Source organism: Azonexus hydrophilus (assembly GCF_001956855.1).
Classification (GTDB): domain Bacteria; phylum Pseudomonadota; class Gammaproteobacteria; order Burkholderiales; family Rhodocyclaceae; genus Azonexus; species Azonexus hydrophilus_A.
This window is the reverse complement of sequence record NZ_MTHD01000002.1, coordinates 525,385-550,328: the sequence shown is the minus strand read 5'-3', so window position 1 is coordinate 550,328 and position 24,944 is coordinate 525,385. Positions and strand designations below refer to the sequence as shown.

General features: G+C 60.8%; 28 protein-coding genes and 4 tRNA genes. 21 read left to right on the top strand and 11 right to left on the bottom strand.

Annotation, left to right across the window (positions count from 1 at the left end; genetic code table 11):
- Positions 1 to 2 precede the first annotated feature (2 nt).
- Genes BJN45_RS07185 through recO form a run of 7 tightly spaced genes read left to right on the top strand, consistent with a single transcriptional unit; the run spans position 3 to position 5,537 of the window.
- Positions 3 to 227, top strand: a complete 225-nt coding sequence (locus tag BJN45_RS07185; RefSeq protein ID WP_076094202.1) for a glutaredoxin family protein — start codon at positions 3 to 5, stop codon at positions 225 to 227.
- A gap of 57 nt (positions 228 to 284) precedes the next feature.
- Positions 285 to 2,075: a translation elongation factor 4 gene (gene lepA, locus BJN45_RS07180; RefSeq protein WP_076093470.1), complete on the top strand. Its 1,791-nt coding sequence runs from the start codon at positions 285 to 287 to the stop codon at positions 2,073 to 2,075.
- A gap of 16 nt (positions 2,076 to 2,091) precedes the next feature.
- Positions 2,092 to 2,880: a signal peptidase I gene (lepB, locus tag BJN45_RS07175; protein ID WP_076093468.1), complete on the top strand. Its 789-nt coding sequence runs from the start codon at positions 2,092 to 2,094 to the stop codon at positions 2,878 to 2,880.
- 10 nt (positions 2,881 to 2,890) lie between these two features.
- Positions 2,891 to 3,241 carry a DUF4845 domain-containing protein gene (locus tag BJN45_RS07170; protein ID WP_076093466.1) on the top strand — a complete coding sequence of 117 codons (351 nt, stop codon included), beginning with the start codon at positions 2,891 to 2,893 and terminating at the stop codon, positions 3,239 to 3,241.
- Positions 3,242 to 3,243: 2 nt separating this feature from the next.
- Positions 3,244 to 3,912, top strand: a complete 669-nt coding sequence (rnc, locus tag BJN45_RS07165; RefSeq protein WP_076093464.1) for a ribonuclease III — start codon at positions 3,244 to 3,246, stop codon at positions 3,910 to 3,912.
- Entirely contained in the window at positions 3,909 to 4,793 is an 885-nt protein-coding gene (era, locus tag BJN45_RS07160) for a GTPase Era (protein ID WP_076093463.1), read from the top strand. Before rnc ends, era begins: the two co-directional genes overlap by 4 nt.
- 15 nt (positions 4,794 to 4,808) lie before the next feature.
- A complete protein-coding gene (gene recO / locus BJN45_RS07155; protein WP_076093461.1) occupies positions 4,809 to 5,537 on the top strand; it encodes a DNA repair protein RecO in 729 nt (242 codons plus the stop codon).
- Here recO and BJN45_RS07150 read toward each other — a convergent pair whose 3' ends face one another.
- Positions 5,538 to 6,275, bottom strand: coding sequence for a trypsin-like serine peptidase (locus tag BJN45_RS07150; RefSeq protein WP_076093459.1), 738 nt, complete (start codon positions 6,273 to 6,275; stop codon positions 5,538 to 5,540).
- Positions 6,276 to 6,478: 203 nt separating this feature from the next.
- Between BJN45_RS07150 and BJN45_RS07145 the strand changes: the two genes are divergently transcribed.
- Genes BJN45_RS07145 through nagZ form a run of 3 tightly spaced genes read left to right on the top strand, consistent with a single transcriptional unit; the run spans position 6,479 to position 8,609 of the window.
- Positions 6,479 to 7,234 (top strand): pyridoxine 5'-phosphate synthase, encoded by a 756-nt coding sequence (locus tag BJN45_RS07145; protein WP_076093457.1) that lies wholly within the window; start codon positions 6,479 to 6,481, stop codon positions 7,232 to 7,234.
- Positions 7,231 to 7,602 (top strand): holo-ACP synthase, encoded by a 372-nt coding sequence (acpS, locus tag BJN45_RS07140; protein ID WP_076093455.1) that lies wholly within the window; start codon positions 7,231 to 7,233, stop codon positions 7,600 to 7,602. The genes BJN45_RS07145 and acpS overlap by 4 nt, the downstream gene beginning before the upstream one ends.
- On the top strand, positions 7,599 to 8,609 hold the full coding sequence (nagZ, locus tag BJN45_RS07135; protein WP_083650985.1) for a beta-N-acetylhexosaminidase: 1,011 nt from the start codon (positions 7,599 to 7,601) through the stop codon (positions 8,607 to 8,609). The genes acpS and nagZ overlap by 4 nt, the downstream gene beginning before the upstream one ends.
- On the opposite strand, the gene arfB is transcribed toward nagZ, so the two are convergent.
- A complete protein-coding gene (gene arfB, locus BJN45_RS07130) occupies positions 8,606 to 9,010 on the bottom strand; it encodes an alternative ribosome rescue aminoacyl-tRNA hydrolase ArfB (RefSeq protein WP_076093453.1) in 405 nt (134 codons plus the stop codon). The two genes, nagZ and arfB, sit on opposite strands and share 4 nt — an antisense overlap.
- 103 nt (positions 9,011 to 9,113) lie before the next feature.
- Between arfB and BJN45_RS07125 the strand changes: the two genes are divergently transcribed.
- Positions 9,114 to 10,136 carry a class I SAM-dependent methyltransferase gene (locus tag BJN45_RS07125; RefSeq protein WP_170873045.1) on the top strand — a complete coding sequence of 341 codons (1,023 nt, stop codon included), beginning with the start codon at positions 9,114 to 9,116 and terminating at the stop codon, positions 10,134 to 10,136.
- A 33-nt stretch (positions 10,137 to 10,169) separates the two neighbouring features.
- Here BJN45_RS07125 and BJN45_RS07120 read toward each other — a convergent pair whose 3' ends face one another.
- The 5 genes from BJN45_RS07120 to earP all read right to left on the bottom strand — a co-directional run bounded on the left by BJN45_RS07120 (position 10,170) and on the right by earP (position 15,462).
- Positions 10,170 to 11,012, bottom strand: a complete 843-nt coding sequence (locus tag BJN45_RS07120; protein WP_076093449.1) for a putative RNA methyltransferase — start codon at positions 11,010 to 11,012, stop codon at positions 10,170 to 10,172.
- Positions 11,013 to 11,020: 8 nt separating this feature from the next.
- Positions 11,021 to 12,694: an ABC-F family ATP-binding cassette domain-containing protein gene (locus BJN45_RS07115; RefSeq protein ID WP_076093448.1), complete on the bottom strand. Its 1,674-nt coding sequence runs from the start codon at positions 12,692 to 12,694 to the stop codon at positions 11,021 to 11,023.
- Complete coding sequence (gene argC, locus BJN45_RS07110; protein ID WP_076093446.1) at positions 12,691 to 13,641, bottom strand: N-acetyl-gamma-glutamyl-phosphate reductase; 951 nt, start codon at positions 13,639 to 13,641, stop codon at positions 12,691 to 12,693. The genes BJN45_RS07115 and argC overlap by 4 nt, the downstream gene beginning before the upstream one ends.
- A 129-nt stretch (positions 13,642 to 13,770) precedes the next feature.
- Positions 13,771 to 14,328 (bottom strand): elongation factor P, encoded by a 558-nt coding sequence (gene efp / locus BJN45_RS07105; protein WP_076093444.1) that lies wholly within the window; start codon positions 14,326 to 14,328, stop codon positions 13,771 to 13,773.
- A 39-nt stretch (positions 14,329 to 14,367) separates the two neighbouring features.
- Positions 14,368 to 15,462: an elongation factor P maturation arginine rhamnosyltransferase EarP gene (gene earP / locus BJN45_RS07100; RefSeq protein WP_076094197.1), complete on the bottom strand. Its 1,095-nt coding sequence runs from the start codon at positions 15,460 to 15,462 to the stop codon at positions 14,368 to 14,370.
- Between the two features lie 39 nt (positions 15,463 to 15,501).
- Here earP and uvrC point away from each other — a divergent pair, with 39 nt between their 5' ends.
- From uvrC to BJN45_RS17625, 9 genes are all read left to right on the top strand, one after another.
- Positions 15,502 to 17,319 carry an excinuclease ABC subunit UvrC gene (gene uvrC / locus BJN45_RS07095; protein ID WP_240494513.1) on the top strand — a complete coding sequence of 606 codons (1,818 nt, stop codon included), beginning with the start codon at positions 15,502 to 15,504 and terminating at the stop codon, positions 17,317 to 17,319.
- Positions 17,320 to 17,325: 6 nt separating this feature from the next.
- Complete coding sequence (gene pgsA, locus BJN45_RS07090; RefSeq protein WP_076093442.1) at positions 17,326 to 17,904, top strand: CDP-diacylglycerol--glycerol-3-phosphate 3-phosphatidyltransferase; 579 nt, start codon at positions 17,326 to 17,328, stop codon at positions 17,902 to 17,904.
- A 54-nt stretch (positions 17,905 to 17,958) separates the two neighbouring features.
- Positions 17,959 to 18,034 (top strand) — tRNA-Gly (locus BJN45_RS07085).
- Positions 18,035 to 18,086: 52 nt separating this feature from the next.
- A tRNA-Cys gene (locus BJN45_RS07080) sits at positions 18,087 to 18,160 on the top strand.
- 7 nt (positions 18,161 to 18,167) lie between these two features.
- Positions 18,168 to 18,243: transfer RNA gene (locus tag BJN45_RS07075), tRNA-Gly, on the top strand.
- Positions 18,244 to 18,309: 66 nt separating this feature from the next.
- A tRNA-Leu gene (locus BJN45_RS07070) sits at positions 18,310 to 18,394 on the top strand.
- Positions 18,395 to 18,403: 9 nt separating this feature from the next.
- On the top strand, positions 18,404 to 18,862 hold the full coding sequence (locus BJN45_RS07065; protein ID WP_076093440.1) for a DUF1178 family protein: 459 nt from the start codon (positions 18,404 to 18,406) through the stop codon (positions 18,860 to 18,862).
- Positions 18,863 to 19,033: 171 nt separating this feature from the next.
- Positions 19,034 to 21,400, top strand: a complete 2,367-nt coding sequence (locus BJN45_RS07060; protein ID WP_076094194.1) for a phosphoketolase family protein — start codon at positions 19,034 to 19,036, stop codon at positions 21,398 to 21,400.
- A 139-nt stretch (positions 21,401 to 21,539) separates the two neighbouring features.
- The gene (locus tag BJN45_RS17625) at positions 21,540 to 21,689 is read left to right on the top strand and encodes a lmo0937 family membrane protein (protein WP_139326312.1); all 150 of its coding nucleotides are present in this window, start codon (positions 21,540 to 21,542) and stop codon (positions 21,687 to 21,689) included.
- A gap of 42 nt (positions 21,690 to 21,731) precedes the next feature.
- Here BJN45_RS17625 and BJN45_RS07055 read toward each other — a convergent pair whose 3' ends face one another.
- From BJN45_RS07055 to BJN45_RS07045, 3 genes are read right to left on the bottom strand one after another with little or no spacing between them, the layout of a single operon-like run.
- Positions 21,732 to 22,019: a hypothetical protein gene (locus tag BJN45_RS07055; RefSeq protein WP_076093438.1), complete on the bottom strand. Its 288-nt coding sequence runs from the start codon at positions 22,017 to 22,019 to the stop codon at positions 21,732 to 21,734.
- Between the two features lie 33 nt (positions 22,020 to 22,052).
- Complete coding sequence (locus BJN45_RS07050) at positions 22,053 to 22,472, bottom strand: BON domain-containing protein (RefSeq protein ID WP_076093436.1); 420 nt, start codon at positions 22,470 to 22,472, stop codon at positions 22,053 to 22,055.
- Positions 22,473 to 22,503: 31 nt separating this feature from the next.
- Positions 22,504 to 22,662, bottom strand: a complete 159-nt coding sequence (locus tag BJN45_RS07045) for a DUF3309 family protein (protein WP_076094192.1) — start codon at positions 22,660 to 22,662, stop codon at positions 22,504 to 22,506.
- Positions 22,663 to 23,060: 398 nt separating this feature from the next.
- Here BJN45_RS07045 and tssA point away from each other — a divergent pair, with 398 nt between their 5' ends.
- Complete coding sequence (gene tssA / locus BJN45_RS07040; protein WP_076093434.1) at positions 23,061 to 24,158, top strand: type VI secretion system protein TssA; 1,098 nt, start codon at positions 23,061 to 23,063, stop codon at positions 24,156 to 24,158.
- Between the two features lie 9 nt (positions 24,159 to 24,167).
- Here the strand turns inward: tssA and BJN45_RS07035 are convergent, their stop codons facing one another.
- Positions 24,168 to 24,944 (bottom strand): OmpA family protein, encoded by a 777-nt coding sequence (locus tag BJN45_RS07035; RefSeq protein ID WP_083650981.1) that lies wholly within the window; start codon positions 24,942 to 24,944, stop codon positions 24,168 to 24,170.

The following is a 24,944-nucleotide window of genomic DNA, read 5'->3' as shown; positions in this document are numbered from 1 at the left end:
TGATGAGCCGCGGCTACTGCCACCTCTGTCACGACATGGAGGTGGCGCTGGCACCGCTGGCGGCCGAGTTCGGCGCAACGGTGACAGTGCTCGACGTCGATGCCGACCCGGCGCTGGAAGCAAAGTACGACGAACTGGTGCCGGTATTGCTGCATGGCGACACCGAGCTCTGTCACTACTTCCTCGACGCGGCCAAAACCCGTGAATATTTGGCCCAAATCCGCTAGAATTCAGGGTCTTCCGAATCGCTAGGGCGCCGTTAGCGCCCTTTTTTACTGGCTGCAATGGACCACATCAGAAACTTCAGCATCATCGCCCACATCGACCACGGCAAATCAACCTTGGCCGATCGCATCATCCATCTCTGCGGCGGCCTGTCCGACCGGGAAATGGAGGCGCAGGTGCTCGATTCGATGGATATCGAGCGCGAGCGCGGCATCACCATCAAGGCGCAGACAGCGGCGCTCCAGTACAAGGCGCGCGACGGCAAGGTGTACAACCTGAACCTGATCGATACGCCGGGACACGTCGACTTCTCCTACGAGGTCTCGCGTTCGCTGTCGGCCTGCGAAGGCGCGCTGCTGGTCGTCGATGCCTCGCAGGGTGTCGAGGCGCAGACGGTGGCGAACTGCTACACGGCGCTCGAACTCGATGTCGAAGTGCTGCCGGTGCTGAACAAGATCGATCTGCCGTCGGCTGATCCGGACAACGCCCGCCAGGAAATCGAGGACGTGATCGGCATCGATGCCACCGACGCCGTGCTGTGCTCGGCCAAGACGGGTCTCGGCGTCGAGGATATTCTCGAAGCCGTGATTGCCCGCGTGCCGGCTCCCAGGGGCGATCTTTCGGCACCGCTGAAGGCGCTGATCATCGATTCGTGGTTCGACAATTACGTCGGCGTCGTCATGCTGGTGCGCGTGGTTGATGGCGAGCTGAAGCCGAAAGACAAGCTGCAGTTCATGTCGACCGGCACCACCCAGCTGTGCGAGCAGGTCGGCGTATTCACGCCGAAGTCGCTGCAGCGTACTTCGCTGAAAGCCGGCGAGGTTGGTTTCGTGATCTCCGGGATCAAGGAACTGAAGGCCGCCAAGGTTGGCGACACGATCACTCTGGCCGACCGCAAGGCAGCCGAACCGCTGCCGGGTTTCAAGGAAATCAAGCCGCAGGTTTTCGCCGGTCTGTACCCGGTCGAATCCAACCAGTACGATTCGCTGCGCGAAGCGCTGGAAAAACTCAAACTCAACGACGCCTCGCTACAGTACGAGCCGGAAGTCTCGCAGGCGCTGGGCTTCGGCTTCCGTTGCGGCTTCCTCGGCCTGCTGCACATGGAAATCGTCCAGGAACGCCTCGAGCGCGAATTCGACCAGGATCTGATCACCACGGCACCGACGGTGGTCTACGAGGTGGTCAATCGCGACGGCTCGATCATCCAGGTCGAGAATCCGGCCAAGCTGCCCGAACTGAGCAAGGTCGAAGAAGTCCGCGAGCCGATCATCACCGCGACCATCTTCGTGCCCCAGGATTACCTGGGCAACGTCATCACGCTGTGCAACCAGAAGCGCGGCAACCAGGTGGACATGCACTACCACGGCCGCCAGGTGAAGCTGATCTATGAAATGCCGATGGCCGAAGTGGTCATGGATTTCTTCGACAAGCTGAAGTCCTGCTCCAAGGGCTACGCCTCGCTCGACTACGATTTCAAGGAATATCGCGCGGCCGATGTGGTCAAGCTCGACATCCTGATCAACAGCGAGAAGGTCGATGCATTGTCATTGATCGTGCACCGCTCGAATTCGCAGTACCGCGGCCGCGAACTGGCGTCGAAGATGCGCGAACTGATTCCCCGGCAGATGTACGACGTCGCCATCCAGGCGGCCATCGGCTCGCACATCATCGCTCGCGAGAACGTCAAGGCAATGCGCAAGGACGTGCTGGCCAAGTGTTACGGCGGCGACATCAGCCGCAAGAAGAAGCTGCTGGAAAAGCAGAAGGCCGGCAAGAAACGCATGAAGCAGGTCGGCAGCGTGGAGATTCCGCAGGAAGCCTTCCTGGCCGTATTGCGCGTCGATAACTGAGAACCGGACAAACCCGATGAATTTTGCCCTGATCCTCCTTGTCCTGGTTGTCCTGACCGGCATTCTTTATGCGGTCGACATCCTGAAATTCCGGAAATTGCGCGCTGCCAATGACAAGCAGCCATTGTGGGTGGAGTGGGGCGCCGATTTCTTCCCGGTCATCCTGATCGTCTTCGTGCTCCGCTCCTTCCTGTTCGAACCGTTCAAGATTCCCTCTGGGTCGATGATTCCGACGCTGCTGGTCGGCGACTTCATCCTGGTCAACAAGTTCACCTACGGCATCCGCCTGCCGGTGATCAACACCAAGATCATCGACATCAACGAACCGCAGCGTGGCGATGTCATGGTCTTCCGCTACCCGGAAGATCCGTCGCTCGATTACATCAAGCGCGTCGTCGGCATGCCGGGCGACACGGTGGCCTATCAGGACAAGAAGCTCAGCATCAACGGGCAAGCCGTCGAGATGAAGCAGGTCGCCGATTTTCTCCATCCCGAGCGCCTCTATTACTCCGAGCAATACACCGAGAAGCTGGGCGATGTCGAACACCGCGTGCTCAACGACGCGGATGCGCCGGCATACATCCCCGGGGTTTCTTCCTTCCCTTACCGGGAAAATTGCACTTACAATGCCAGTGGCGTGATCTGCAAGGTGCCGGACGGGCATTATTTCATGATGGGTGACAACCGCGACAACAGCCGTGACAGTCGCGCCTGGGGCTTCGTACCGGAGCAGAACATCGTTGGCAAGGCATTTTTCATCTGGCTGAACTTCAGCGATTTCAGCCGTATCGGTGCATTCAGGTAAGGTGAGAACAATGAAATATCAACGTGGCGTGGCACTTTCCGGCTTGATCTTCTGGGGCATAGTCCTGATTCTCGTCGCTGTGCTCGCGATGAAAGTGACACCGACGGTCATCGAGTATTACAAGATTCTCCAAGGCAGCAAGGCCGTTGTCGGCCAGGCGTCGCCCGAGGCAACAGTGGCGGAATTGCGCCGGTCATTCGACAAGTATGCAGAAGTCGACCATCTTGCCTTCTCATCGAAGGAACTCGAGATCTATAAGGACAAAGGGCAGATCGTCATTGAATTCGGCTACGAAAAGCGCATTCCGCTGTTCGCCAACGTCAGCCTTTTGATCGATTACAAGGGGTCGACCGCGAAATAGGCATGACTGCGCAGACCATCGCCCAGGAACTCGGCCATTCGTTTTCCGATCCCTCCCTGTTACGTACGGCGCTGACGCATCGCAGCTTCGGCACGCCGAACAATGAACGCTTGGAGTTTCTCGGCGACGGCATCCTCGACTGCGTCATCGCCGCCGTACTCTATCGCCGCTTCCCGGAACTGCCGGAAGGCGACCTGTCGCGTCTGCGTGCCAACCTGGTACGCCAGGAAGCGCTGCATGGCCTGGCACTCAAGCTCGACATCGGCAACAGCCTGCGGCTGGGCGAGGGCGAACTGAAAAGCGGTGGCGCCAGCCGTCCGTCCATCCTGGCGGATGCACTCGAAGCCCTGTTCGGTGCCATCTATCTCGACGCCGGTTTCGACGCCGCCAGCGCGGTCATCGCCCGTCTCTACGCGCCGCTGCTGGAAGGCCTGAAACCCGGGCAGTTCCAGAAGGATGCAAAAACCCGCCTGCAGGAACTCCTGCAGGGACGGAAAAAACCGCTGCCACGCTACCACCTGCTGGAAACCAGCGGCGCGGCCCACGAACAATCCTTCGTCGTCGCCTGCGAAATCGACCAGCCGGCACTGCGTACCACGGGCGCCGGCAGCAGCCGGCGCATCGCCGAACAGAATGCGGCCGAACAGGCCCTGAAAGCACTCAGTCCATGACCCAATATCATTCCGGCTACATCGCCATCGTCGGCCGCCCCAACGTCGGCAAATCGACGCTGCTCAACCACCTGATCGGCGAGAAGATCAGCATCGTCTCGCGCAAGGCGCAGACGACGCGACACCGGATCACCGGCATCCTCACCGATGAAACCTCGCAGTTCGTCTTCGTCGATACGCCGGGTTTCCAGACCAAGTTTTCCAATGCGCTGAATCGCGCGATGAACCGTGGCGTCACGCAGACGCTGAACGACGTGGATGTCGTGTTGTTCGTCGTCGAAGCCGGGCGCTACGACGCCAAGGACAAGGCGGTCGTCCGTCTGCTGCCGAAGGACCGGCCGGTGATCCTGGTGGTCAACAAGACCGACCTGCTGAAGGAGCGCAACGCCTTGCTGCCGTTCCTGGCCGAGGTTGCCGCCGACTTTGAATACACTGCCGTAGTGCCGGTCAGCGCTGCCAAGGGGCGCCAGACCAAGGATCTGCTCGATGAAGCGCGCAAGCATCTGCCGAACGAAGGCCTGATGTTCCCCGAGGACGACCTGACCGACAAATCCGAGCGCTTTCTTGCCTCGGAATACATCCGCGAGAAGGTTTTCCGCCTGCTCGGCGATGAATTGCCGTACGCCACTGCCGTCGAGATCGAGAAGTTCGAAACCGAAGGCAATCTGCGCCGGATCTTTGCCGCCATCGTCGTTGACCGCGAAGGCCACAAGGCCATCGTCATCGGCAAGAACGGCGATTCTCTGAAGCGCATCGCCAGCGAGGCGCGCCAGGACATGGAGCGCCTGTTCGGTGGCAAGGTCTATCTCGAAGTCTGGGTCAAGGTGAAATCCGGCTGGAACGACGACGAGCGCCTGCTGAAGAGCCTCGGTTACGAATAAGCCACTGCCACGACGATGAATCAGCGCAGCAAGGTCGATGGCCAACCCGCCTACGTCCTGCACAGCTATCCCTTCCGCGAAACCAGCCTGATCGTCGAGGTATTCACCCGCGATTTCGGCCGCATGGCCTTGCTGGCCCGTGGTGCCAGACGCCCACGGGCGGCCATTCGCGGCCTGCTGATGGGTTTTCAGCCGCTGGAAATCGGCTGGGCCGGCAAAGGTGAAGTGCTGACGCTGATGAAGGCCGAATGGCAGGGCGGTCAGCCGCTGCTCGCCGGCGAGGCGCTGTTCTGCGGCTATTACCTGAACGAGTTGCTGATCAACCTGCTGCCGCGAGAGGATGCTCACGAACACCTGTTCGGGTGCTATGCGGCGATGCTGCAGCAGTTGGCGGCCGATCCATCGGGCAAGGTGCGCGAAGCCGATCTGCGCAGTTTCGAGAAGGCCTTGCTGCAGGAACTCGGCTACGGCCTGACGTTGACATACGATGCCGATGGCCAGGCCATCGCCGCCGATGACTTCTATACCTACCGGATGGAACAGGGGCCGGTCCGCCTCGAACATGATGAGGCAGATATCCAGGTAGTGCGCGGCAAGACCTTGCTCGATCTGGCCGATGAGGATTTTTCCGATCCGCGGTCAAGGATCGAGGCGAAGGCGCTGATGCGCACGCTGCTGGCCTATTACCTGGCCGGCAAGGAACTGGAAACCCGGCGGATCTTCAAGGATTTGCAGGAGCTTTGATCACACCGGACGCTCGGTCAGCTTGAGCAGTATGTCGGCGTACCAGGCGCCATTCAGTCCCAGCGCCTCATCCTCGATCAAATCGCGGGTGCCGACATCGAAACGCGAGGAATGAATCCCCAGCAGCATCCATGGCAGGTCGCCGTGCGCCGGCAGCGGTTCGGCAATGCGCATGATCACCGGGGCGCCGCTGCTGCCGCGATGGGTTCGGGCATCGGTCAGGAAGAATCCCTCGCCCTGGAAGCGCAGGCCGAATGACGAAGCGATGATGGCATGACGCACAACCGGCGTGTGATGCAAGGCATCATGGAAACCCAGCGGGAAGCCGACGATGAGCAAGGACGAGCCAACCTCGACCTGAGTCAGGCTGCCCAGCAGGTGTTTTGGACTGAAGGCGCGATAAACTGCTGTTTTGGGCAGGGCCTTGCGGTCGATTTCGATGGCCGCGACATCGATGACACCGGCGGCATCGGTGCCATGACGCCACAGACTCTTGCCGTCGCGGTACAGCGGAATGGAAAAGCCGGTGGATTCGGCGATGTTCTCGGCATTGATGTGCAGCTCGATTTCGATCCGGTCGGGATAGTGTTTGCTGTTCTTGCTGAACAGAACATGGCGGCTGGTGACCAGATACAGACGCTCGTCGCGCTCAAAGAAAAAGCCGCTGGCATTGGTCAGCAGCGAACTCTGGCTGTACGTCGAGATACGGGCAGCGGTAAGCAGAATGGGTTCGATCATTGGCGGGCTCGCAGGCAAAGGGAGAACTTGGGGGGAAACAAGCGATGGCAAGCTTGCCGCAATTGGGGATTTCTGCAGGGATGTGCCCCAAGCGTAGCCGAAATTCCCGGCTCATCCCAACTGTTTATCGACTCAGGCTAAAATGCCGGCCGGACCGCGCTAGAGAAAAAGGTCCGTTTCCAGCTCACAAGGAATCACTCCAGATGATCGAACTCGGCGTCAACATTGACCACATTGCCACCATCCGCCAGGCCCGTCGCACCTACGAGCCGGATCCGCTGTGGGGCGCCGTCGAGGCGCATCTGGGCGGCGCCGACGGCATCACCGTACATCTGCGCGAGGATCGCCGGCATATTCAGGACGCCGACGTGCGCCGGCTCAAGGAAACGACGCAGATCAAGCTGAACCTCGAAATGGCGGCGACTGACGAGATGGTCGGCATCGCCTGTGCGATCAAGCCGGAAATGGCCATGCTGGTGCCGGAAGGGCGGCATGAGGTGACGACCGAGGGCGGTCTCGACATTCTCGGCCAGGAAGCCCGGTTGAAGGACATCATCGCCCGGCTGGCCGATGCCGGCATCACGACCAGCGTGTTCATTGACGCCGAATTGCCGCAGATCGAAGCGGCGGCGCGCATCGGCGCCCGCGTTTGCGAAATCCACACCGGTCCCTACGCCCATGCCTTTTACGACAAGGGGCGCGATGCCGAGGCGCCGGCGGTGCTGGCGGAACTGGCCAAGATTCGCAGCGCCGGCCAGCTGGTACAGCAACTGGGCATGCGCTTCAATGCCGGCCATGCGCTGAATTACTACAACGTGCAGCCGGTCGCCCGGCTGGCCGGCATACGCGAACTGCACATCGGCCACGCCATCGTCAGCCGCGCCGTCTTTGTCGGCCTGCGCGAAGCGGTGCGCGAAATGAAGGCCTTGATGCGCGCTGGCGCAGAGCAGGGCGAGTGATCCACGGCATCGGCACCGACATCGTCGCCGTCGCCCGCTTGCGCGGCATGTGGGAACGCCACGGTGAACGGGCGCTGGACAAGCTGCTGGCGCCGCAGGAGCGCGCCGAATTCGCGCTGGCGGCCGACAAGGGGCGTTTTCTGGCCAAGCGTTTTGCCGCCAAGGAAGCCTTCGCCAAGGCCTTCGGCACCGGCGTGCGACCGCCGGTACTGTTGCCGGCCATCGCCATCGGTCACGACGAACTCGGCAAGCCGGTTTTCGAATTCTGCGGTCAACTGGCCGAAGCGGCCAAAAACCTGACCGCCCATCTCTCGATCAGCGACGAAGCCGAATACGCCGTCGCCTACGTCATCCTAGAGCAACGATGAGCCATTTGCCCTACGGTCCGCTGATGATCGACATCGCCGGCACCGCACTGACCGATGTCGACCGCCAGCGCCTGCGCCATCCGCTGGTCGGCGGCATCATCCTGTTCTCGCGCAATTTTGCCAGTCGCGCGCAGTTGACCGCACTCACCGCTGAAATCCACGCGTTGCGCGAGCCGCGCCTGCTCATCGCCGTCGATCACGAAGGGGGCAGGGTGCAACGCTTTCGCGACGGTTTCACCCGGCTGCCGCCGATGCGTGCGCTCGGCCAGTTGTACGACAGCGATCCGCAAGCTGCGCTGGCCGCCGCCCGCGCCGTCGGTTTCGTGCTGGCGGCCGAGCTGCGCGCCTGCGGTGTCGATTACTCCTTCACGCCGGTGCTCGACCTCGACTACGGTCCGTCGCGGGTCATCGGCGACCGCGCCTTTCACCGCGATCCGGCGGTGGTCGTCGCCCTGGCCGGCGCGCTGGGCGAAGGCCTGAAGCAGGGCGGCATGGGCACCTGCGGCAAGCATTATCCGGGGCACGGCTACGTCATTCCCGACTCACACGTCGAGTTGCCGATCGACGACCGGCCGCTGGCAGCGATGACCGAAGACCTGCAGCCTTACCGCCAACTGCCGCTCGACGCAGTCATGGCAGCACACGTCATTTACGAATGCTTTGACTGTAATACTGCTGTATTTTCAAATAAATGGATAAGTTATTTGAGAAACGACATTAAATTTGATGGCGTCGTTTTCACCGACGATCTGTCGATGGCCGGCGCCGGTGTCGTCGGCGACATGCTGGCGCGCGTGCAGACCGCCTGGGCGGCCGGCTGCGACATGCTGCTGGTGTGCAACTCGCCCGAATCGGTGGCGCTGGTACTGGACAACTGGCAGCCGGAAAGTGATCCCAGCCGCAGCGAACGCATTGCCCGTCTGCTGCCGGCTGAGCCCTGCGCCTACCCCGATCCGCACGTCTATCGTGAGGCGCTGGGCGCGGTGCAGGCAATAACGCCGGTCTAGTCGCCGTCGCCGCGCCGGTCGGCCTTGATCGCCGAGCGGCGGCCCTTGGCTTCCAGCCGGCGTTTCACCGAGCCGTGCGTCGGCCGGGTCGGCCGCCGTTTCTTCTCCACTTTGGCCGCGCTGGCGATCAGCAGTTCCAGGCGTTGCAAGGCTTCGGCCCGGTTCTTTTCCAGACTGCGGAATTCCTGCGCCTTGATCACCACCACGCCGTCCTTGCTGATGCGCTGGTCGCCGAGTGCCAGCAACCGCTCGCGCAGGATTTCCGGCAACGACGAGTTTTTGATGTCGAAACGCAGGTGGACCGCATTCGACACCTTGTTGACGTTCTGCCCGCCCGCACCCTGGGCGCGGATGGCGGTGAATTCGATTTCATCGGGCGAAAGGGTGAACGGGATGGACATGGCGGCAGGTATTGATCGACAGGCCGCCAGTGTACGCCGGGAGTTGCGTAAAATGCCGCAGCATGAATACATCCCCGTCCGCCATTTTGATGAAGAGCCCACAATGATTTCGCCAGCCAAACCCGACGTCTGCCAGCCGACCGGCACGGCCGACCTGCCGATGCTCGATGTCTACATGCCGATGATGAAATCGGCCGCGATCATTTCGGCCGGCCAGCTGGGCTTGTTCGAGGCACTGGCCGACGGGCCGCTGGCGGAGGGCGTACTGGCGGAACGGCTGCAGTCGTCGGCGCGCGGCATCGCCATGCTCGCTGATTTTCTCGTTGCCATCGGCTACCTCGAACGCCACGACGACGCCTACGCCAACACCGCCTCAACGCAGCGCTGGTTCACCGCGCGCGGCGCCGTCGATTACACGCCGGGCCTGCTGTGGACCGCAGAAGCCTGGCCGATGATGGGCGAACTGGCCGGAGCGGTGCAGCGTGGTGGGCCGCAGACGACGCTGTGGCAAGCGATGCAGGCGCGGCCGCAACTCGGCCAGGCGTTTTCCGCCTACATGGGCGCCTTCGCCCGCGACCTCGGCCCGGACCTGCTGGCGCGGGTGCCGGTGCGCGCCGACCAGCGCCGCCTGCTCGACCTCGGCGGCTCCCACGGCCTGCATTCGATCCGTTTCTGCGAGCGCCATCCGCAACTGAGCGCGCAGATTGTCGACCTGCCCAGTGCGCTGACGCAGACGCCAGCGACCATTGCCGCGCACGGCCTGGCCGGGCGCATCGCGCTGACGCCGGGCGATGTTCTCGAGCACGACTGGGGGCAGGGCTTCGACCTCGTTTTCTACCTCTCGGTCGCGCACAACCAGAACGCCGACGACAACCGCCGGGTGATCCGGCGCATACACGACAGCCTCAACCCCGGTGGCCTGCTGGTCATCCACGAATACCTCGACGACCAGCCACCGAGCGCCTACCACGCAGCCTTCAAGCTGACGCTGCTGTACGAGACCGGAACGCAGATCCACCGCGAAAGCGATTATCACGAGTGGTTGGACGAGGCCGGCTTCGCTGCAGTCGAGCGGATCGACCTCGACCCGCGCGAGAAGGGTTCGTTGCTGCTCGCCCGGCGTTGAGACGGTTTTTGCCGGAATCTTGCGGTCGACCGGCTAAATCCGGAAAAAACGCGTCAGGCGCACGTCGACCGTCAGCGTCAGCCGCTCCAGCGCGGCAGCGCGGGCACGGCCAGCCGGTGTCGCGCGGTAGAGATGTGGCGTCATCGTCAGCAGGTCGGCGATCGTCGCCGCACCGTCCAGCATCAGTGAATGGCGCAGGCTTTCCCCGGGGCCGGCGGCGAAACCTTCCGGGATTGCCATGTCGCTGCTGCGCGGCGCTTTCAAGCTGGGATAGATGATCTCGCGCAGTTCGCGCAGGTGATCGGGGCCGGCGTCGAGCATGATCAGCGCACCGCCCGGTTTGAGCACGCGGGCGAATTCCGGGTAAACCGGGAAGCCGAACATGCACAGCACGCGATCAAGCGTGGCCGGGCGCACCGGCAGATTGGCGTTGCTGCCGACGACCCAGGTGGCGCTGCCGCGTTGGGCCTTGGCCGCTGCCTGGACGGCCCATTTCGAGATATCGAGGCCGAGCAGGGCCGGAGTTTGGCCAGCGGTGTCGGCGCGGGCGGCGAGTTGGCGCAGGTAATAGCCTTCGCCACAGCCGGCGTCAAGGCAGGCGGCTTCTGGCGCCAGGTCGGCGAGCACGGCGCTGGCTGCCAGTTCGGCAATTGGCCGGTAGTGTCCGGCCTCGAGAAAGCGGCGGCGGGCAGCGACCATTTCCTTGCTGTCGCCAGGGTCGCGCGAACGTTTGTGCTGCACCGGCAGGAGATTCACGTAGCCTTGGGCGGCGCTGTCGTAGCTGTGGCCGGCCGGGCATTGCCAGCCGGCGGCGCCACGCGTCAGCGGTGCGCCGTCGAGCGGGCAGGCGAGGGCAGTGAACGGCGTCGTGCCCATCGCCGGATTCAGGCCGCCTTGAGCAGCGCCGAGGCTTCCTCGCGGCTGCGCTTGGCTTCGTCGAGCAGGTAGCGCTGGTAGTCGTCGAGGTCGCCGTCGAACGGACCGACGCCGCCACGCGAGACCAGCCAGAACTCGTCGCAGACCGAGCGCAGCATGGCGCGGTCGTGGCTGACCAGCATGACCGTGCCTTCGAACTCGTTGAGGGCGACAGCCAATGCCTCGCGGGTATTGAGGTCGAGGTGGTTGGTCGGTTCGTCGAGCAACAGCAGGTTGGGCCGTTGCCAGACCAGCATGCACAGCACCAGCCGGGCCTTTTCGCCGCCGCTCATGGTACCGACCGCCTGCTTGACCATTTCGCCGCCGAAATTGAAGTTGCCGAGGAAGTTGCGCAGTTCCTGCTCGCGCCCCGGCACATTGCTGCGACCGTTGGCGATGGCTTCCTTGGCCAGCCGGATCATGTGTTCGAGCGGCGTGTCCTGCGGCCGCAACACGTCGAGTTCCTGCTGCGCGAAGTAGCCGATGTTCAGGCCCTTGCCTTCGGTGACTTCACCGCTGACCGCCTGCAGGTCCCGGGCGATGGTCTTGACCAGCGTCGATTTGCCCTGGCCGTTGGCGCCGAGGATGCCGATGCGTTGACCAGCCATCACCGAGCGGTTGATGCCGCGGACGATGACGGTCGGTGACGTGCTGACCGGCGCATCGTCGGCCGGCGGGTAGCCGATGGCGACATCGACCAGCGACAGCATCGGGTTGGGCAGGTTTTGCGGCTCCTGGAATTCGAAACTGAATTCGGCATCGGCCAGCACCGGCGCGATCTTTTCCATGCGCTCCAGCGCCTTGACCCGGCTCTGTGCCTGCTTGGCCTTGCTGGCCTTGGCCTTGAAGCGGTTGATGAAGGACTGCAGGTGGGCGATCTTGTCGGCCTGCTTGGCCATCGTTGCCTGTTGCAGCAGCATCTGTTCGGCGCGCATGTCCTCGAACTTGCTGTAGTTGCCGCCGTAGCGGACCAGCTTGGCATTGTCGATATGCAGCGTGACGGTGGTGATCGCGTCAAGGAATTCGCGGTCGTGGCTGATCATCACCAGCGTGCCCTGGTAGCGCTTGAGCCAGGCTTCGAGCCAGACCAGAGCGTCGAGGTCGAGGTGGTTGGTCGGTTCGTCGAGCAGCAGGATGTCGGACGGGCACATCAGCGCGCGCGCCAGTTGCAGGCGCATGCGCCAGCCGCCGGAGAAGCTGTTGACCGGGTTGTGCAGTTCCGAGACCTTGAAGCCAAGGCCGAGGATCAGCGCCTGGGCGCGTGCCTCGGCATCATGCTCGCCGGCATCGTGCAGCGCCATGTAGGCTTCGGCCATGCGCATGCCGTCGTCGCTGGCTTCGGCATCATGCACCTCGTTGCGGGCGGCGAGCAGCGGCGTGTCACCGTCGATGACGAAATCGGTCGCCGACTGCTCGGTTTCCGGCATGTCTTGGGCGACCTGGCCCATGCGCCACTGGCTGGGCATGGAAAAGTCGCCGCCATCTTCATGCAGCGTGCCGTTGAGCAGCGCGAACAGCGTCGATTTGCCGGCGCCGTTGCGCCCGACCAGGCCGACTTTCTCGCCCGGATTGATGGTGACCGTGGTCTTGTCGAGCAGCACTTTCGTGCCGCGGCGCAGGGTGACTTTGCTGAGGACGATCAAAGCAGACCAACGCTTTCCTCGACGCCGAGATGCACGTTCATCGCCTGCACGGCGGCGCCGGACGCGCCCTTGCCGAGATTGTCGAGCCGCGCCATGACCAGCATGCGTTCGGCGTTGCCGAAGACGGCAAGGTCGACGCGGTTGCTGTCGTTATTGGCCTCGATATTGAAGAAACCGCCTTCGGTGGTGGCTTCAAGATCGACCGGCAGGACGTTGATGAACTGCTCGCCAGCGTAATAGTCGGCGATGATCTTCTGCACGTCGGCCGGCGTCGCGGCACGGGTGAATTGCGCCGGATGCAGGTAGGCAGTGACGGCCAGGCCCTTGTAGAACGGACCGACGATGGGCTGGAAGATCGGTGCTACGGTCAACCCGGTGTACGCCTGCATTTCCGGCAGGTGCTTGTGCGCTAGGGCGAGCGCGTAAGGACGCGGGGCCTTCAGCTGCGTCGTGCTGGCACTGGCGGCTTCGTAATCGGCAATCATCGATTTGCCGCCACCGGAATAGCCGGTGATGGAATTTGCCGCAATTTGCGTGTCGACCGCAATCAGCCCGGCAGCGACCAGCGGGCGCAGTGCCAGGATGAAGGCGGTGGCATGGCAACCGGGGTTGGCGATGCGCTTGCTGGCGCGGATCTTCGCGCGCTGTTCCGGGCACAGTTCGGGCAGGCCGAAAACCCAGTCCGGGTTGACGCGGTGCGCGGTCGAGGCGTCGATGATGCAGGTGTTCGGGTTATCCACCAGGCTGGCCGACTGCTTTGCCGCTTCGTCCGGCAAACACAGGAAAGTCACGTCGGAGGCATTGATCAGGCGCTTGCGCTCGGCGAGGTCCTTGCGCTTGTCGGCGTCGATCTTCAACAGTTCGATGTCGGCACGCTGCGCGAGATATTCGTTGATCTGCAGGCCGGTGGTGCCTTCCTGGCCGTCGACAAAGACTTTGTAGCTCATGGTGGGGTCCGCGGTTGGGGTTGTTTGAGTAAAGAATTCTGGCAGAAAAGCGTGTCGCTTTGGCGACAGCGCCGGAAAAACGCAAGGGCAGCCGAAGCTGCCCTTTGCGGGTTCCGGCAGGAGCGGGAATTACTTGCTGCGGCTGCGGTATTCGTCGGTGCGGGTATCGATTTCGATCTTGTCGCCGATTTCGACGAAGGCCGGGACCGGCAGTTCGAAACCAGTGGAGATCTTGGCCGGCTTCATGACCTTGCCCGAGGTGTCGCCCTTGACGGCCGGCTCGGTGTAGATGACTTCGCGGACCAGCGAGTTCGGCATTTCAACCGAGATGGCCTTGCCGTCGTAGAACACGACTTCGCACGGCATGTCGGCTTCGAGGTACTTGAGCGCGTCGACCATGTTCTCGGCTTCGACTTCGTACTGGTTGTACTCGGCGTCCATGAACACGTACATCGGATCGGCGAAGTAGGAGTAGGTCACTTCCTTCTTGTCGAGGAGGACGATTTCGAACTTGTCGTCAGCCTTGTAAACCGCTTCCGACGGATTGCCGGACAGCAGGTTCTTGAGCTTCATCTTGACGACGGCGGCGTTGCGGCCGGACTTGTTGTATTCGGTCTTCTGCACCACGAGCGGCTCGGTGCCGACCATGATCACGTTACCGGAGCGGAGTTCCTGAGCGGTCTTCATGTGAGATATCCAAAGATTCTGAAAAAGAAAAACGTTAAATTATACCTTGCCAGCGCAAAACTTGACGAGCTTTGTCGCCAGATCGGCATCCCGAGTCAAAAAATCGCGCCAATCCAACGTGTGCCGGGCGATTTCCCCGCGCTGGGCGAGAAACGCCTGCCAGGGTTCGCGGCAATCGTCGCCGTCGTTCCAGGCCAGGAACAATCGACGCACAGCCTGCGCCGCATGACTGTCCATAGCCTGGCAATAGCGCTCGACAAAAGCCGCCAGCTTGACCCGGTGGGCATCGTCTTCCTGGCGATAGATTTGCCAGACGAAAGGCTTGCCGGCCCACTGGGCACGCACGAAGGAATCTTCGCCGCGGACGAAATTGATGTCGCAACGGCACAGCAGCGCGTCGTATTCATCCATCGGCAGGAAGGGAATCGGCTCGATCACCGCCTGGCCTAGTTGCCATGGCCCGTTGCCACCCAGGTGCGACGCCACCGCCGCCAGCGGCTTGCCCGGCGGCACGTGGCAGCGAACGGGCTGGGTCGTGGCGGCGATGGCGTCGAGCAGGCTGCCGACCGGCGCCGTGTCATAGCAGAACAGGCTGATTTCCAGGCATCCCGGGTGCGCCGATGGCGCATCGACCGGCAAACCGGATTCAAGCAGCAAACCGCCGGTCGACGATGAAAATCCGGGGAAAAAGAAATGCTTGACCAACGGCAGCCGCGGATGCGGCGACGCCATACCGTGACAGCTTTCCGCCCAGGGCTCGGCGGTCAGGTATTCGAGATTGATCCAGCACGGCCTGGGCAAGGTCGCCGCCATGGCGTCGATATAAGCCGGCGGCAGTTCGCAGGCGAAGGCTTCGATAATTACCTCGGCCACGCGGTCGACCGCAAAATTTTCGTCCCAGCGTCTGATTTCAACGCCGCAAACCTGTTGCACCGCCAGCGCGGGATCGGCTTCCGGACAGAGCGGCGACAGGCTCGCCGGATCGTCGACCCACAGGCGCACCGCCTTGCCATGCTCGGCCGCCAACTGCCGGGCGAGGCGCCAGCAGACGCCGATGTCGCCGTAGTTGTCGACGACCCGGCAGAAGATGTCCCAATGAAGCTGCATGGCCGGCATGTTAACATCGCGCCCCATGCCTTTCTTCCCGTTTTTCACCCACTTTTACGGTCAACCGTGGCTTTCGACGCAAAATCCTTTCTCGCTTCGCTGACCGAACTGCCCGGCGTATATCGCATGCTCGGCGCCGACGGCGCGGTGCTCTACGTCGGCAAGGCGAAGAACCTGAAGAAGCGGGTCGCCTCCTATTTCCGCGAGAACCTGTCCAGCCCGCGCATCGCCCACATGGTCAGTCAGATCGCCGCGATCGAGACGACGGCGACGCGCACCGAAGCGGAAGCGCTGCTGCTTGAAAACAACCTGATCAAGTCGCTGGCGCCGCGCTACAACATCCTGTTCCGCGACGACAAGTCCTACCCGTACATCGTGCTGACCCGCGGCAACTATCCGCGCCTCGGCTTCTTTCGCGGCAACCCGGACCGCAAGGCCGACTATTACGGCCCGTATCCGTCAAGCTGGGCGGTGCGTGACAGCATCCATCTGCTGCAGAAGATGTTCCGCCTGCGCACCTGCGAGGACAGCGTTTTCGCCAACCGTTCGCGCCCCTGTCTGCTATACCAGATCAAGCGCTGCAGCGGGCCCTGCGTCGACCGCATCACACCGGCCGATTACGCGGCCGACGTGCAACTGGCGGCGATGTTCCTGCTCGGCAAGCAGCAGGAAGTCACCAAGCGCCTGACCCGGTCGATGGAAGAGGCGTCGGCGCAACTGGCTTTCGAGCAGGCAGCAATCTACCGCGACCAGATCCATTCCTTGCATCAGGTTCAGGAGAAGCAGTTCGTTTCCAGCAACAAGGGCGAAGACGTAGACATCGTCGTCGCCCTGAAGCAGGACGGCCAGCTTTGCGTCAATCTGGCGATGGTTCGCGGTGGCCGCCACCTCGGCGACCGCCCGTTCTTCCCCAGCAACGCCGGTGATTCGAGCGCCGCCGACGCCGTCGCCGCCTTCCTGCGCCAGCATTACGCCGCGCATCCGGCACCGGCCCGCCTGCTCGTCTCGCCGTTGCCGAACGAGGAAGAGGAGGGCGGTAGCGCTGCCGTCCTCGGCGAACTGGCCGGGCGCCCGGTTCCGGTCCAGGAAGCGCGCAGCCTGAGCCAGAAAGCCTGGATCGAAATGGCCTTGCAGAACGCCCGCCTGGCCATCCTGGCGCGCAATCAGGCAACGGCACAGCAGGAACAGCGCCTGGCCGCGCTGCAGGAAGCGCTGCAACTGGCCGAGCCGGTGGCGCGCATCGAATGCTTCGACATCAGCCACACCATGGGCGAAAAGGCTGTTGCTTCGTGCGTGGTATACGACGGCAACAAGATGAAGAAGAGCGATTACCGCCGCTTCAACATCCGCGACATCACGCCCGGCGACGATTACGCCGCGATGCGCCAGGCGGTGACGCGACGCTACGACGGCATCGCCAACGGCGAAGGCACGGCGCCCGACCTGATCCTGATCGACGGCGGCAAGGGGCAGGTGGCTTCGGCCTGGGCGGCGCTCGCCGATCTCGGCCTGACCCACCTCAACATGATCGGCGTCGCCAAGGGAGAAGAGCGCAAACCCGGCCTGGAAAGCCTGATTTTTCCGGAGGCTGACGGTCGACCGCCACTCAATCTGCCGTCCGACCACCCGGCGCTGCATTTGATCCAGGAAGTCCGCGACGAGGCCCACCGTTTCGCCATCACCGGGCACCGTGCCCAACGCGGCAAGGCACGCAAGACCTCGACACTGGAAAGCCTGCCCGGTGTCGGCCCGGCCCGGCGCAAGGCACTGGTCGCCCGTTTCGGCGGCATCGCCGGCGTGCTGGCGGCTAGCCCGGAACAACTCGCGGAAGTGCCCGGCATCAGCCGCGAGATGGCCGAAAAGATCCATTCCGCTTTACACTGACGGCTTATGCCTTTCAATATCCCCATCCTGCTGACCTGGATGCGCATCGTTGCCATCCCGTTGCTCATCGCCGTCTATTACCTGCCGCCAGACTGGGCGTCGGCACACGAGCGCAACCTGATCGCAACGCTGATTTTCGTCGCCGCCGCGCTGACCGACTGGGCTGACGGCTACCTGGCCCGCAAACTCGACCAGACTTCCGCCTTTGGCGCCTTCCTCGACCCGGTTGCCGACAAGCTGATGGTGGCCGCTGCGCTGATCGTGCTGGTCCAGCTGGGCAGGGCCGATGCCATCGTCGCCACGATCATCATCGGCCGGGAAATCACCATCTCCGCCCTGCGTGAATGGATGGCCAAGATCGGTGCGGCAAAGAGCGTGGCTGTCTCGATGCTCGGCAAGATCAAGACCACCGCCCAGATGGCCGCAATTCCGTTGCTGCTTTACCAGGCCCCCGTTCATGGATACGACACGATGCTCGCCGGCAACTGGTTGATCTGGCTGGCCGCCTTGCTCACCTTGTGGTCGATGGGCTATTACCTGCGCATGGCGTGGCCGGAAATCGCCCGGCGCAGCGCAGAAAAATAAACGGGGGATGTTGACAAATCCCTTGGGGCATCTATAATGCGCGCTCTGTTTGACGCGGCAGTAGCTCAGTTGGTAGAGCGATACCTTGCCAAGGTATAGGTCGAGAGTTCGAGACTCTTCTGCCGCTCCAAATTCCTCGGGGAAGCATGGCTTCTTCGTTAGTAGTAAAAGTTTTCAGGCGTGGCGCGATAGCAAAGCGGTTATGCACCGGATTGCAAATCCGTGTAGGTCGGTTCGACTCCGGCTCGCGCCTCCAGGAACATGCGGCAGTAGCTCAGTTGGTAGAGCGATACCTTGCCAAGGTATAGGTCGAGAGTTCGAGACTCTTCTGCCGCTCCAAATTAAAGGGAAAGCGCACGTCGCTTTCCCTTTTTCATATCGGGCTCCCGATATAATCGAAACCCCGCCCGGGTGGTGAAATCGGTAGACACAAGAGACTTAAAATCTCTCGCCGAAAGGTGTACGGGTTCGAGTCCCGTCCCGGGCACCAAGGCAAAACATGATCATTTACGACCTGAGCTGCGACAACGAGCATCGCTTTGAAGGCTGGTTTCGCAGTGCCGAAGATTTCGACGCCCAGATCGAGCGTCATCTTGTCCGTTGTCCGCAGTGCGACAGCGCCAGCATCCGGCGCGTTCCGTCAGCAGTTGCGATCGGCGGCCATCAGGCGCCTCGTAGCCAGGAGCCATCCGCAACACCCCGCAACAATGCGACAGCAACCTTGATGCCAGCCGGCACTCAAGTGGCGGCAATATATCGCCAGCTGGTTCAGGCGATCATCAGCAACAGCGAGGACGTGGGAACCTCATTCGCTGACGAAGCCAGAAAAATCCATTACAACGAAGCCCCGGAGCGCTCCATCCGCGGCGAGGCCACTCCCGACGAGTGTGAAGCATTGCGGGACGAAGGCATCGATATCCTGCACCTGCCGGCGTTGAAGGAAGAAGACCTGAACTAGCAGTCCACGCTGCCAGTCCGACAACACTGCATGCTCCGCCCGGCATGTTTGCTGGCGTACCGAACAATTTTCATGGACGATGCATAGTCACGCAGGTAGCACTCGGCTACCCGGCGGTGATTGTCCACGATGACGAAGCCGGTCCCAATGAACTGGAGCAAGGATAACGACATGCAGACAAGCCATACGCCCCTCGCCGCCGAAGAACTCGCGCTCATGAATGCCTGGTGGCGTGCGGCAAATTACCTGTCGGTCGGGCAGATCTACCTGCTCGGCAATCCCTTGCTCAAGGAATCGCTCAGCCGCTCACACATCAAGCCCAGGCTGCTTGGACACTGGGGTACGACACCCGGTCTGAATTTCATCTACGTGCACATGAACCGGGCGATACGGCAGCACGACCTGAACATGATCCTGATCGCCGGCCCCGGCCATGGTGGGCCGGCCGTAGTCGCCAACACCTGGCTGGAAGGCAGCTACAGCGAGCTATACCAGGACATTTCACCGGACGAAGAGGGCATGCGCCGGCTATTCCGCCAGTTTTCCTTCCCCGGCGGCATTCCCAGCCATGCCTCACCGGATACCCCGGGGTCGATCCATGAAGGCGGCGAACTGGGTTATGCCCTGCTGCATGCCTACGGCGCCGTTTTCGACAATCCGCAACTGATAACCTGCTGCGTCATCGGTGACGGCGAAGCGGAAACCGGACCCCTCGCCACTTCCTGGCATTCCAACAAGTTTCTCAATCCGCAGACTGACGGTGCCGTGCTGCCCATCCTGCACCTGAACGGCTACAAGATCGCCAATCCGACGATCCTTGCACGTATCAGCCACACGGAACTGGAATGCCTGTTCGTCGGTTACGGTTACCAGCCGATCTTTGTCGAAGGCGACGACCCGGAAATCATGCACCAGTTGATGGCTGCTGCGGTCGACGCGGCTGTTGCAGGCATTTTCGCCATCCAGCGTCAGGCACGGGAAGGTGGCGACATGACCCGCCCGCGCTGGCCGATGATCATTTTGCGTTCGCCCAAAGGATGGACCGGGCCGAAGGAAGTCGATGGCAAGCGCAGCGAAGGCTCCTGGCGCTCGCACCAAGTTCCGTTCGGTGACATGGAAAAACCCGAACATGTTCAGCTGCTGGCCGAATGGCTGGCCTCCTACAAGCCCGCCGAACTGTTCGATGCCAGCGGCTGGCTCAAGCCGGAGATCGCTGCACTGGCGCCATCCGGAAAGCGCCGCATGGGGGCCAACCCCCATGCCAATGGCGGCTGCCTGATGCGTGACCTGCGCCTGCCGGATTTCCGTGACTACGCCGTGCCAGTGGTGACGCCTGGAAGCATGAAAGCCGAGGCGACCCGTGCCATGGGCGTTTTCCTGCGCGACGTGATGCGCCAGAACCCGGACAATTTCCGTGTCTTCGGCCCTGACGAAACCACATCCAATCGTCTCGGCGCCTTGTTCGAAGTCACCAACCGCAGCTGGATGGCCGAGCACCTAGCCGACGATGACCATCTGGCTCCGGACGGCCGGGTCATGGAAATCCTGTCCGAACACGCCTGTCAGGGCTGGCTTGAAGGCTACCTGCTGACCGGCCGGCACGGCCTGTTCTCCTGCTACGAAGCCTTCATCCACATCGTCGATTCGATGTTCAACCAGCACGCCAAGTGGCTCAAGATGTGTAGCGAGATTCCCTGGCGACGGCCGATCGCCTCGCTCAACATCCTGCTTACCTCGCACGTCTGGCGCCAGGATCACAACGGCTTCTCGCACCAGGACCCGGGTTTCATCGACCACGTGGTCAACAAGAAGGCCGACTTCATCCGCGTCTATCTGCCACCCGATGCCAACACGCTGCTCTACGTCACCGAACGCTGCATGAAAAGCCGCAATCTGGTCAATGTCATCGTCGCCGGCAAGCAACCGGAGTGGCAGTGGCTGGACATGGAAGCTGCGATCAACCACGCCAGTGCCGGCATCGGCCTGTGGGAATGGGCCTGCAACGACCAGCCGGGCGAACCGGACATCGTGCTCGCTTCTGCCGGCGATGTACCGACGCTGGAAATGCTGGCCGCCATCGACATCCTGCACCAGCTGGTACCAGCCCTGAAGATCCGCTACATCAATGTCGTCGACCTGATGACCCTGCAACCGCAGGAAGAGCATCCGCACGGCCTGTCGAGCGACGAGTTCGACTCCCTGTTCACCACCGACAAGCCGATCATCTTCGCCTACCATGGCTACCCGTGGCTGATTCACCGCCTGACCTACCGTCGCACCAATACCAACCTGCACGTACGCGGCTACAAGGAGGAGGGCACCACGACAACACCGTTCGACATGACGGTGCTCAACACCCTGGACCGCTTCCATCTGGTCATGGACGTCGCCAGTCGGGTTCCCAAGTTACAGGCACAGGCGGCACACATCAAGCAGAGTATGCGCGACAAGTTGAACCAACATGCCCAATACATCCTCGAACATGGGGAAGACATGCCGGGTATCCTCGAATGGCAATGGCCGGGGCTCAAGTCCTGAGCCGGATTACGCCAACCGGCCCCGGACTGGGGTATGTGCGTTAGCGAACGGTAAGCGTTCTTCGTTGCCCCTAGACTTGGCACGTGGCGGCCAGCCTTGGCATGCCGCCACAAAAATGGACACGAAAGGGAAAAACACCATGCTATACACGATTGCCGTCATATTGATCATTCTCTGGCTGCTGGGGCTGCTCACTGCCTACAGTGCGGGAGGACTCATTCATATTCTTCTGGTCATTGCCGTTATCGCCATCCTGCTTCGGATCATCCGCGGCGGCAGAATCCTCTAGACGAAAAAAAGGCGCCCGAAGGCGCCATATTCTGTGTTTTAGTTATTTGAATTTGGACTGAGCATCGGCCAGCCCGTTTTTCAGTTCATCCCACATCCGGTCGGCGGTTATCCTGACCTGTTCCCAGGCTTCACCGCTGGCCTTGCCGAGTTCGTGCATTTTCTCGCTGGCAGCGTGCTGCTTGGCACGCAATGCCTGGACTTCCTCCGCCCGCTTGATCTTCATGTCGGCGGCAAAGCCGTCCATCCGGGCTTCGAGCAGGTTGATCTGAGCGCTCCACTCCTTGAGTTGTGCGCTCATTCTTTCCTTGTATTCCTTATGCACTTCCATGATCTTTCCTTTTATCGAGGAGATCGAACGACCTTATTTGGCCGGCCCGACTATCAACTGATTATTGACTTCCTTGACGCCATTGACTGCCGCCGCAACCATCCCTGCCTTTTCCCTGCTGCTGTTCAGATCAACGCTACCACTCAGGGTCACGGCACCGTTGACAGTGTCGACACTGATTTGCAGTGACTTCAGACCTGGTTCAGCAAGGATATCGCCCTTGACCTTGGCGGTGATTTCGGTGTCATCAATGATCTGTGCCGTTTTCTCACCTTGCTCAGTCATTTTTTTTTCAGCCTTGTCGACGACATCATCGACTTTCTTGCCTGCGTCACTGACGACTTGATCCAGTTTCTTGCCGGCTTCCTCGGCCGGACCCGGCTTTTCGCAGGCACTCATGCCAAGGGCGAAGAGCAGCGAGATCGTGATGAGCGTGGTTTTTTTCTGAGTCATGTTTGGATTCTCCAATGTGATGTAATGGTCTCTAGATCTTGCCCAGCAAGACCAGGATGAGCAGGGCGGCCAGCAACAGTCCGATGCCACCGCTCGGGGCATAACCCCAGCCACGACTATGTGGCCAACTTGGTATGGCACCGATCAGCAGCAGTACAAGTACGATCAGCAGAATGGTTCCCAGGTTCATTTCATTTTTCCTCGGTTGCAGGGCAGCGAGGATCGATGCCTTGCCGCTCATCTTACGGAGGCCATGCCAGAGGTCTGTTCGCCAGCGCACAGACCACCCATCTTGCCGCGATGAAAATCGATCCAGAAGGAATGCCCTTCATTCTTTCCTGCACGTATTCAGACTTACCTCACAAGAACGAATTCAAAATTTAACATAATACAAATTATACGCAATTTATCTATGCAAATCAATCCGGAAACCCGATCGCCAACTACGAATGAATTTTCAGCATCGAGGTTTTTTACCACGAAATTTATTAAAATGACATCCATTATTCAAAACAGATAATTTATCTGCGCCAACACAGGCATCCCTGATCAGCAGCAACACCTCACATTCAAGCAAGGGCACGGACGATGGATCTTGGACATCTGCTTCAACCGATAAAATCTGAACGAGGCCACTGTGGCGAGGATTTGATTTTTTCGACCGACTTTGACGAAATACAGGAAGCACGGCGCTTCGATGACCCCTCTCTGTCGCAAGGAGAATGGATCACTTCTGTAAAGGACGCTGACTGGAACACCGTAATTCGTATCTGTGACAGCCTTCTGACCAGCAGAACAAAAGACTTGCGTCTTGCTGCCTGGATGACTGAAGCCATGGGCAAAACCCATGGTCTTGGCGGCTTGGCTAATGGCTACACCCTGCTGGCTGAACTGTGCGAAAAATTCTGGCAGGACATTCATCCTCAATCGGATGATGATGATCAGGAAGCCAGAATCGGCGTACTTGACTGGTTGGTCAACCAGAGCGCACGCCTGATCCGTGAAACAGCGCTGACCAAATCCATCAAGGGCAATTTTTCCTGCATCGATCAAGAATCAGCACGCACAACAGCAAGAAACCTTGAACTAAATCCACAGCTTGCGGATGAGGTAATTCGCTCTGGATGTGTCACTCAGGAGCTATTCGATGCAGCATTGAAAGATACGCCTACCCGTCATTTCGTCGAAGGCATCAATGCAGCAGAACAGCTGAAAGCTGCAGTAAGCAGGCTGCAATTGGTTCTTGAGCGGCAATTGGGCGAAAACGCACCAGCCTTCGGACATACGTTCGATACCCTTGACGATCTTTCGCGGTTTTTCCGACGTTACGCAGGTAACCAATCGGGCAACCCTCAGCCTGACACCAAGGCCGATACCGGACATACATCCGCTCAGACAGGCCGACTGGAGCCCAGCATTGGCGATCCAGGACCAGAGTCTGCTGGCGGGCCAGTTCGCTCCCGGGAGCATGCCATTCGCCAACTGAATGAAATCGCAGCCTTCTTCAAACGTACCGAGCCCCATAGTCCGGTCGCCTATCTCGCTGAAAAGGCTGCTCGCTGGGGGGGCATGCCCCTTCATGTCTGGCTGCGTTCAGTCATCAAGGACGATACCGCGCTATCCAGCATGGAAGAACTGCTTGGTGTGGAGAGAGAATTTCAGGATCAAGCGGGAGCCGGCTCCTGATATGAGATGCTATCCAGCAAGCCGAAATTCGATTCTTCGGTTCTTTGCCCTGCCCTCAACCGTCTGGTTTGAATCAACCGGATGATCAGGGCCGGATCCCACCGCACTCAATGAATCAGCCGGCACACCCTTGTCGATCAAATAACCGCGGACTGCATTGGCTCGCGCCAGGCTGAGCCCTATGTTTGCCAGGCGATTTCCAGAGCTATCCGTATGTCCGATAATCTGAATTCTGGGCATGCCAATCTGCTTCATTGCAAGAAGCATTTCATCAAGGATCGCAATTCCCGCTGGCGTCAGCCTGGCAGAGCCACTCTCGAACTCGACAACTCGATTGGAAAGCGTTTTATCAAGTACGCCTTGCGCACCTTCTGAGACCACCAACCCATTGTTCACCGTATACGTCGGATTCAGCGCAATCGCCATGTTGCTGACCACTTGCTGTCGCATGGCTTCGTTACTGACGTTACCCTTGATGGCGATTTGCGTTCCGTTGACTTGCATCTCTCCGGCATGAACAGCCTTCAGATTGTCGACAAGAAGCTTGGTCATGTACTCCGTCCAGTTTGGTGGAGGAACCACTCCACCTACTTCAAGGCGGTCGACGACGTTTGTCGCACCGTACAGATCGCGCAATTTACCGAGAATCGCAGCTCGCGCAGCTTCATCGGGAACGCTACCGGAAGCGACCACTTTTGAATGCGCCTGCAGTGATGCCGCCGTATCGGCAAAAACTGGCGGACTCAGCGCCAAACAGGCTGCAGTGGTGATGACTCGAAACATCAT